At 56.9% G+C, this 8,082-nt stretch carries 8 protein-coding genes; 6 read left to right on the top strand and 2 right to left on the bottom strand.

Features of this window, described 5'->3' with window-relative positions; translation table 11 throughout:
* The first annotated feature begins 174 nt into the window (after nt 1-174).
* On the top strand, nt 175-450 hold the full coding sequence (gene tnpA / locus R6T97_RS07995; protein ID WP_410348760.1) for an IS200/IS605 family transposase: 276 nt from the start codon (nt 175-177) through the stop codon (nt 448-450).
* A 26-nt stretch (nt 451-476) separates the two neighbouring features.
* Nucleotides 477-1,721 carry a glycosyltransferase family 4 protein gene (locus R6T97_RS07990; RefSeq protein ID WP_410348759.1) on the top strand — a complete coding sequence of 415 codons (1,245 nt, stop codon included), beginning with the start codon at nt 477-479 and terminating at the stop codon, nt 1,719-1,721.
* Between the two features lie 47 nt (nt 1,722-1,768).
* On the opposite strand, the gene R6T97_RS07985 is transcribed toward R6T97_RS07990, so the two are convergent.
* On the bottom strand, nt 1,769-3,052 hold the full coding sequence (locus tag R6T97_RS07985; protein ID WP_410348758.1) for a glycosyltransferase: 1,284 nt from the start codon (nt 3,050-3,052) through the stop codon (nt 1,769-1,771).
* A 273-nt stretch (nt 3,053-3,325) separates the two neighbouring features.
* Between R6T97_RS07985 and R6T97_RS07980 the strand changes: the two genes are divergently transcribed.
* The 4 genes from R6T97_RS07980 (at nt 3,326) to R6T97_RS07965 (ending at nt 6,754) form a co-directional block, all read left to right on the top strand.
* Complete coding sequence (locus R6T97_RS07980) at nt 3,326-4,825, top strand: hypothetical protein (RefSeq protein ID WP_410348757.1); 1,500 nt, start codon at nt 3,326-3,328, stop codon at nt 4,823-4,825.
* Nucleotides 4,822-5,784, top strand: coding sequence for a glycosyltransferase family 2 protein (locus R6T97_RS07975; RefSeq protein ID WP_410348756.1), 963 nt, complete (start codon nt 4,822-4,824; stop codon nt 5,782-5,784). The genes R6T97_RS07980 and R6T97_RS07975 overlap by 4 nt, the downstream gene beginning before the upstream one ends.
* Nucleotides 5,768-6,178 (top strand): glycosyltransferase family A protein, encoded by a 411-nt coding sequence (locus tag R6T97_RS07970; RefSeq protein ID WP_410348755.1) that lies wholly within the window; start codon nt 5,768-5,770, stop codon nt 6,176-6,178. The genes R6T97_RS07975 and R6T97_RS07970 overlap by 17 nt, the downstream gene beginning before the upstream one ends.
* Before the next feature lie 72 nt (nt 6,179-6,250).
* Nucleotides 6,251-6,754: a hypothetical protein gene (locus R6T97_RS07965; protein WP_410348754.1), complete on the top strand. Its 504-nt coding sequence runs from the start codon at nt 6,251-6,253 to the stop codon at nt 6,752-6,754.
* A 246-nt stretch (nt 6,755-7,000) separates the two neighbouring features.
* Here the strand turns inward: R6T97_RS07965 and R6T97_RS07960 are convergent, their stop codons facing one another.
* Nucleotides 7,001-7,729 carry a VPLPA-CTERM sorting domain-containing protein gene (locus R6T97_RS07960; protein WP_410348753.1) on the bottom strand — a complete coding sequence of 243 codons (729 nt, stop codon included), beginning with the start codon at nt 7,727-7,729 and terminating at the stop codon, nt 7,001-7,003.
* Nucleotides 7,730-8,082 lie beyond the last annotated feature (353 nt).

Here is an 8,082-nt window from a genome sequence, read left to right as displayed (position 1 = left end):
GCCTCATTGCGCCCTTCGCGTCCTCCACCGTGCGCGCGGCTGCCTCGCTGCGCAGCCAATCGAGCAGTTGCAGCGCCTCGGGTCGCAGCGCGGCGTCGTCGGGCCACGCGGCGAAGAACGCCTTGGAGCAAACCCTCCGACTTCCATTTGGGCCAGCTTCAACGTCAAAGAATAATGCAATGTGACACTGGCAAACACTGCGTTTTCTACCATAGCTACCACATCGTCTGGTCGACGAAGTACCGATACAAGGCGCTGGCGGAGTTTCTGCGACTGCGGGTGCGTGACATCTGCTGGCAGGTTTGCCGCGCGAACGAGGTCAACATCTTGCGCGGGGTGTTATCCAGTTATCATGTGCATATGTTCGTATCGGTGCCAGCCGGTAGCGGTTCAGTAAAAAAATATAGCAATAGAGTACAAATAAAGGTAATCGAAGATAAATACATTTAGGCCAAAAGATGAATTCTATGGGTTCGATGTCTGATACTGCGCGTATTGTCTTTGTCCAGACCGGCGATTTCCGCGCAGCTTATGAACGAATTTCAGCCGGAATGGGTGAAACCTATCACGCCCAAACCTATTCGATGGAGGTGGTTGAACGTCTGGTTCCTCAAGCTGCGGTTGTTGCGGTGATCTGCACTTGCGCTGAAATCCCTCACGACAAAACGCTGCCATCAGGGGTCCGGTCAATCGGGCTAGATGATATCTGGAAACAGAAACGACCATTCGCCAGTGTCATAGCACAACTTGATGCCTTGGAACCCACACATCTGATTTTGCGAAGCCCGAGCCGTTCACTCCTCACTTGGGCACGTCAACATGGTGTTCGGGTTCTGCCAAGTTTTGCAGATTCGTTTATGCTGCGTAGAGGGTTGCGGGGATGGATCGACCGCTGGCGGTTAAGGCAGCTAGCATCAGAGCTGAACCGTCCAGAAGTGGGTCGTGTCGGAAACCACAATATCGCTGCCGCAGAGGGACTGGCCACACTGGGTGTGGCAGCGGAAAAAATAATCCCTTGGGACTGGCCAAGATCACCCACGCCGGCAGACTTTTCGCCGAAGACAGCCCCAGCAGCAGGTCCAAAGCGCCTGATCTTTGTTGGTGCCGTGTCAGAGGCCAAGGGGGTGGGAGATATCATACGTGCCCTAGCTGCTGACCCTCGGATGGGGGATGGCGCCACTTTCAAAGTGGTTGGGGGCGGGGATATTGAGGGTTTTCAGGCTCTCGCAAGATCCTTGGGTGTTGCAAAGCGCGTCACCTTTACTGGTCGTCTCCCGCATGCTGAGATTGCACCGGCTATGCATGCAGCCGACGCTGTGCTGGTATATTCTCGACATCAATATGGCGAAGGACTCCCTGGGACCATCTATCTGGGCTTCGCATCGCGTACACCCATCGTAATTTCGGATCATCCGATGTTTGTGGCATATTTTCGCGATAGAGAAGATGTGCTCTTTGCACCCGAACACGCGCCGGACCAGCTTGCAGCCCGGCTCCGTGTTCTCTTTGATGATCCAGCTCTTTACGAACGCCTCTCTCGGAACGGCGATTCTGCGTTCGTGCGCATCGCTCATCCCGTGCTTTGGGGCGATTTTGTGGAGTGCTGGCTGCGCAACGGACCTGAAGACTGTGCCTGGCTTGATGCACAGACCTTACCAAAGTGGCGCGCAATGCAGCTAAAAATGACGGACGCTATGGGTACGCCAGAAACACAATCCTGAACTCGTAGGGCGCATTGTCAAAGTTGGTTTTACTATAGGGCTGTTTATTACCTTTCTTTGCGTCCCAGTGGCTGCGGTCGCAGGTGGTTCCCAATCTGGCCGGCGAAGAGTGCGCCAATGCGGGCGGCCTCGATGCGAACATCGAAATCGGCTCGTACCTTTGTGCGCCCCGCCTCGCCCATGCGGTTGCGCATTGCGGGGTCCGCGGCCAGTTGTGTGATCCGGTCTGCCAGTGTGTCCGCGTCGCCTGGTGGGACGACAAAGCCGGTGACGCCGTTTTCCACCAGCTCGCTTATGCCCGCGACCTGTGTGGCGATCACGGGGCGGGCGCTGGCCAGTGCCTCCATCAGCACCACGGGCAAGCCTTCGGCGAAACTGGGCAGGACCAGTGCGTCGGCTTTGGCGAGTGCCTGTGCTACGGCGTCTTGTGACAGATAACCTGTGAAATGCACCGCATCCCCCAAGGGAGCGGCCAGCCGTTGCAGATGTGCACGGTCGTCGCCGTCACCCACCAGCGTAAGGTGCAGGTCCGGGTGGGTTTGCCGCGCCTGTATAAAAGCTTCGAATAAGACGCGTAGCCCTTTGACCGCTGCCAGACGGCCGACAAAGATCAGCCGCATGCCACTGTGTGTTTCTTGTGGGGCGTGGTCGTAAAGATCGGGAATTACCCCGCAATGGACAATCCGCAGTTTGTCCCAATGCGCGGGGTCGGAAAACAGCATCGCCTGCGACCGTGCAAAATGGCTGATGCAGGCCACAAAAGTCGCGCGGGCGGTCTTTTCGCGCAAATGCCATGTCTCGGGTTCATAAAGGTCGGATGGCCCGTGCAGAGTATAACTGAAGGGCACGCCCGACAGCTGTGATGCGAGCATCGCTACATTGGCGCTGGCGCTGGCGAAATGGTTGTGCAGGTGGTCGATGCCCTGCGCCTTCAGATACTGCGCAAGGATCAGCGCCTCGGCAAGATAGGCCAGTTGTTTCATTCCACCGCGAAGGCCCGGTGGAGCGGTACGCCCAGCGAGCGCCAAGGTTTGCAGCAATCGTCCCGGCCTGGCGAGAGCGGCCAGCAGGGCATGCGGCAGGGTGGCGGGCTTGCGGGCGGCGTCAATGATGTAAAAGGTGTTGTTGCGTGCGGTGTGTTCTTCGGGGCCGATCAAGTGGCTGGAATCGGGGGTGCGGATGGATACGGTCGCGACATCAAATTCAAGCGCACGCAGGCCTGCGACCTCACGCTGGATAAAGGTATGCGACGCCGCTGGGTAGAGTGAGGTCAGATAGCCCAGCCGGGGTAGGGTGGCGGGCTGTGTAGTAAGTGGGGTGGTCCGGGGCATACCGGGAAATATCCTTTGATCACGCGTCTTTTATGTCCGACCCTTTGGAGTGAGTAAACCTTTCACCACGCACCTATGCTGGCTTGTGACGTTTGCGGGGCAGATTGTCTTTGATCGCTGTGCTCTGCAGAGTTAGTAAGGTGGGGCAAAGGTCGTCTTTGAAGAAGTTGCGTGTATTTGGTGACGGCCCCCTGTGTTTACTGATGAGTGAAAGAGATCATGCCCAGAGAGATGTTCCAGATATCACGCCGCTTGCGAGGACCGGGCTGAGCCATGATACCGCCGCTTCTTGCCCTCGTTGCATGGCCGCTGGTCAGTATCGTGTTTTTTCAGCGCTTGCGCTTACCTCTGGCGATTCTGGTGACGATCGTGGGCGGATTCTTGTTGTTGCCGACTGGAACGTCATTGGACTTGCCGGCGCTGCCTTCGCTGGACAAGTCCACGATCCCGGCCCTGACGGCGCTGATCCTTGCGCTGGTCTTTGCCCGCAATGACCGGTCCTATGACTTGCGTCCCACCGGGCTGATCCCGCGCCATCCGATTATTCTGGTGTTGCTGGTGATGCTGGTGCTGGGTGCGGTCATGACGGCGCTGACCAATACCGATGCGTTGAGCTACGGGCCCCGCAGGTTGCCTGGTTTGCGGCTTTATGATGCGGCGTCCATGGCGCTCTGGGCGCTGATGACGGTAATTCCCTTTGTGTTGGCGCGGCGCTATCTGGCGGACACGGTAGCGCTGCGGCTTTTGCTGATCGTGCTTTGCGTCGCCGCCGTTGGCTATGCCTTTTTGGCCTTGTTCGAGGTGCGGATGTCGCCGCAACTGAACCGCTGGGTCTACGGGTTCTTTCCACATAGCTGGATACAACATATCCGTGGTGGTGGTTTCCGACCTGTGGTGTTTCTGAACCATGGGCTGCTGCTGGGCATATTCCTGTCGCTATCCCTGCTGGCGACGGTCGGCCTGATGCGGCTCGATGAGCGCCGCCGCGGCCTGTATCTGGCCGCCGCCATATGGCTGGGGTTGACGCTGCTTTTGTCGCGCAACCTTGGCGCTGTGATGATCACGACTGTGCTGTTGCCGGTGGGCCTGTTTCTGGGTGTGCGTGCGCAATTGTTGGCGGCTGCGATTATCGCAGGGGTGTTTCTGGCCTATCCGGTGGCCCGAACCGCACAGGTTCTTCCGATCGCACAGGTTATCGAACTTGCAGAGGATATCGACCCGCAGCGTGCCGGGTCGTTTCGGTTTAGACTTGATCATGAAGAAAGCCTACTTGCCAAGGCGTCAGAGCGTCCCTTGTTTGGTTGGGGAGGCTGGGGACGCCAGCGAATTTTTGATGAAGAAGGGCGAGATACCAGTGTCACAGATGGGGAATGGATCATCATTCTGGGGCGTGATGGCTGGGTTGGCTATCTTGCGCGCTTTGGCCTGCTGACTGGGCCTGTTTTCCTGCTGCTCTTACACCGGCGTCGCTATGATATTGGCATGGAAACTTCGGTGATTGCGCTCATTCTGGCAGCCAATCTGATTGACATGGTGCCCAACAGCTCCAACACGCCGCTGACCTGGCTGATGGCAGGCGCACTTTGGGGGCGGTTGGAATTGCAAAAGGCTGCGCGCACTCAAGGGGCGGCGGTGCCGCTGCAGCCTGATCGTCCGGGTTATCGGCGCGCTGATCCTGCGCAGACAGCCACACCCCCGCCACAAAGCATCTATACGCGGCAGGCGCGCCGCATCGACCGCCCCAAACCCCCCTTGAAGCCCACCCATAAATGACCTGCCGTATTGCCATTTCGATCATCAATTACCGTACTGGGCCAATGACCATCGCCTGCGTAGAATCTGTTTTGGCCGATATCGACGATCTGGATGCACAGGTGGTGGTGGTGGACAATGCTTCGGGTGATGGATCCGCCGACCAGATTGCAGATTGGATCGCGGCACAGCCTGCTGGCACGCCGGTCACGCTGGTGCGCTCGGAGCGGAACGCCGGCTTTTCGGGGGGGCATAATCTGGGTATGGCGGCGGTGAAGGCAGATCACTATCTGATCCTGAATTCCGATGCATTACTGCGTCCAGGGTTTCTGGTGCAGATCCTTGCTGCGGCAGATGCCAGCCCGCGCGCAGGTCTGATCGCACCACAGATCGCAACCGACGATGGTGATGTGCAGGTCAGCTGTTTTCGTTTTCATTCGCCTGTCAGTGAACTCATCCGTGGTGCAGCTAGCGGCCCTGTCACAAAGGCCTTGCAGCGCCATGTGGTTGCTCTGCAACCACCTGCCGATCCCGCCCAGATCGAGTGGGCCAGCTTTGCCTGCATCCTTTTGCGTGGTGCGATGGTGGATCAGATCGGTCCTATGGACGAAGGGTATTTTCTCTATTTCGAAGATGCCGCCTATTGCCTGCAGGCACGGCGTGCTGGCTGGCAGATTGTACAAGAACCACGGGCAGTGGCGGTGCATTTTCGCGGCGGTAGCGGGCCGGTCGAAGCATTGGGTGCAGCTCGCAAACGTCTACCAGCCTACTACTATAGTGCGCGGACACGGTTTTTTTATCAGGCCTATGGTTACACGGGGCTGCTTTTGGCGAACCTAACATGGCTATCAGGACGTGGGGTGGCGCATCTGCGCTGGTTGGCTGGAAAACCTGTGCCAAAAGCGATGGATGCCGAAATGTACGATCTGTGGACCAATTTTCTACGGCCACTGGGAACAAGACATGCACCGGAAGAGTGATACTAAACTTGAACTAAACGACGTTGCAGTTATCGTGATAGGGCGCAACGAAGGTGCTCGGCTTATTGAATGTTTGGAGTCGTTGCAAAGCTCTGCTGGGTGGATCATCTATGTGGACAGTGGGTCTACCGACGGCAGCCAGGATGCAGCTATGGCCCGTTCGGCCGACGTTGTGGCGCTTGATGTGCAGCAACCCTTTACGGCGGCGCGGGCGCGCAATGCCGGGCTTGCGAGACTATCCGAAAAAGCTGATCAAGTGACCGTTGTGCAGTTTGTCGATGGTGACTGCACACTTCATCCAGACTGGATTGAAACAGCTCACGCGTTCTTGGTTGCGCATCCAAAAGTGGTGGCTGTTGCGGGGCGCTTGCGAGAAAAAAATCTCAACGCTTAGATCTATAATAAGCTCTGCGACGATGAATGGAACACAGGCATCGGAGAAGCGCGCGCCTGCGGTGGAATCGCCATGATGCGTCTGGAACCTGTCTTGCGTGCGGGTGGGTTCAAAGACGATCTAATCGCCGGGGAAGAACCAGAGCTTTGCTTGAGGTTGCGTAAACGTGGTTGGAAAATCTGGCGTATTGACGCTGAAATGGCCCTGCATGACGCTGCCATGACCCGGTTCAGCCAATGGTGGCAGCGGACTAAACGCGGAGGTTATGCTTTTGCCGAAGGGGTGGCATTGCATGGCGCGGCACCTGAACGGCACTGCGTGGCGCCCTTGCGCCGGATCATCCTCTGGGGGCTTTTGCTGCCTGTTGCGACGATGCTGGGCGCGCTGATCACGCCTTGGGCGCTGCTACTACTGCTGGCGTGGCCTGCGCAGGTGGTGCGGTTGCGGATTCGGGGGATGGATTGGTCGGCTGCCTTTTTCATGACCCTGACCAAACTGCCAGAGGCGCAAGGTGCGCTGACCTACTGGTGGCGGCGGATGACTCGCGCGCGTGTGCGGTTGATCGAATATAAATAAGTGTGGGGAAGTGTGGAATATTCCGGGGACAGCGCCATCAACTGGGGCGCTCGCAGATGGGCGAGCCTACGCTAAGGTTGCAGTTACCTTATGCAACGTAAATGTGATGCTGGCTCCGAAATTTATCTAGTGATGCAATCCAAAATGGAATGTGCCCCGGTTACAATAAAAAACTCACAATGACTATTATGTTAAATAAAGAGAAACGCAGGCCGGTTACAGCCGGCGTTTTTGTTTGTGCGTGTATCAGGCGGCTTTGCGGCGCCGTCCGGCAAAGCCCAGACCACCAAGGGCTGCCAACAGCAGGAAGCCCGCGGCAGGTAGTGGCACAGGCGATACGGTCACAAGGTTCTGGTACTTGGCTTCACCGGTTCCAGGCGTGCTTTCCAGAAAGGTCAGGCGATAGGCTTGGCCATCATCATAGCCATTCGCGGCCGTCAGATAATCATTGGCCTTGTTGATCACATCTTGTGTCGCCGAAACGGCGAATGTGCCAGCCTGCGCATCCAGATCATTTTCGTAAAGGGCGTTCCAAAGCGCGATTTGAAAGCCTGCTGCCTGCACGCCATCGGTCGCATCAAGCGTGCCGAAGTTTGCATCGAAAACAGATTGTACGCGCGCCTGTTCGGAGGGACTTAGACCGTCGCTGTTGTTGAACGGATCAGTCGTGATCGTATAGGGCTGTGCTGTATCCGATGTGGACAGAAAGCTGCCCAAATCCAGACACCACGCCAGAAAGCTGCCCAGCGTGTCGGTGGTGTCGGTCATATTGAAGCCAAAAGCATAGACGCGGCCATCATTCGTCGCAAGGTCGACTGGGGCGGCGGTGATCGTCGCGATTTCCCAATCAGTCTCGTTGCTGACGCTAGACCCGTCGTAAGCCAGACTGATTGTCCCGGCATTGGCCGTGGCGGCCAGCAGTGACAAGGCAACCGCGCCGGAAAAGAGGGAAATTCTTGATGGAAAAACAGACATCGGATCACTCGCTCATGAAATTACACTTACAGCCGCAATCATGCCACAATCTTGGCGGCGATAATAGGTCTTAATGCGCAAACGCCACTTTCTGCAACGCAAACTTGCCTAGCGTCCCGGTGATATGAACAGAATAAGAATGTGAGCATACACTGTTTCCGCTCACACTACATTCATCCACTTTCGAGGGGGCGGAACGCAACCTTCGGTGCCGTCTACGGCTTGCTGATCCGGGCAGATCACCAATGGCAAAAGGGCAGGGCAAACGAATCAGTCCGTTTTGCGGTAGACGCCGTTTGGTGATGACTTTTTGCTTGTTGCGTCCCTATAACCGTGTAAAAATATGGTTAAAG

The organism is Yoonia sp., from assembly GCF_046498525.1.
Classification (GTDB): domain Bacteria; phylum Pseudomonadota; class Alphaproteobacteria; order Rhodobacterales; family Rhodobacteraceae; genus Yoonia.
Note: the sequence above shows the minus strand (reverse complement) of the source record. Positions and strands in the feature narration are given on the sequence as shown.

What these genes read in the sequence shown, in the direction of transcription:
- tnpA (WP_410348760.1), top strand. Translation starts at nt 175, where the DNA reads ATGCAATGTGACACTGGCAAACACTGCGTTTTCTACCATAGCTACCAC.
- R6T97_RS07990 (WP_410348759.1), top strand. Translation starts at nt 477, where the DNA reads ATGTCTGATACTGCGCGTATTGTCTTTGTCCAGACCGGCGATTTCCGC.
- R6T97_RS07985 (WP_410348758.1), bottom strand. Translation starts at nt 3,052, where the DNA reads ATGCCCCGGACCACCCCACTTACTACACAGCCCGCCACCCTACCCCGG.
- R6T97_RS07980 (WP_410348757.1), top strand. Translation starts at nt 3,326, where the DNA reads ATGATACCGCCGCTTCTTGCCCTCGTTGCATGGCCGCTGGTCAGTATC.
- R6T97_RS07975 (WP_410348756.1), top strand. Translation starts at nt 4,822, where the DNA reads ATGACCTGCCGTATTGCCATTTCGATCATCAATTACCGTACTGGGCCA.
- R6T97_RS07970 (WP_410348755.1), top strand. Translation starts at nt 5,768, where the DNA reads ATGCACCGGAAGAGTGATACTAAACTTGAACTAAACGACGTTGCAGTT.
- R6T97_RS07965 (WP_410348754.1), top strand. Translation starts at nt 6,251, where the DNA reads ATGATGCGTCTGGAACCTGTCTTGCGTGCGGGTGGGTTCAAAGACGAT.
- R6T97_RS07960 (WP_410348753.1), bottom strand. Translation starts at nt 7,729, where the DNA reads ATGTCTGTTTTTCCATCAAGAATTTCCCTCTTTTCCGGCGCGGTTGCC.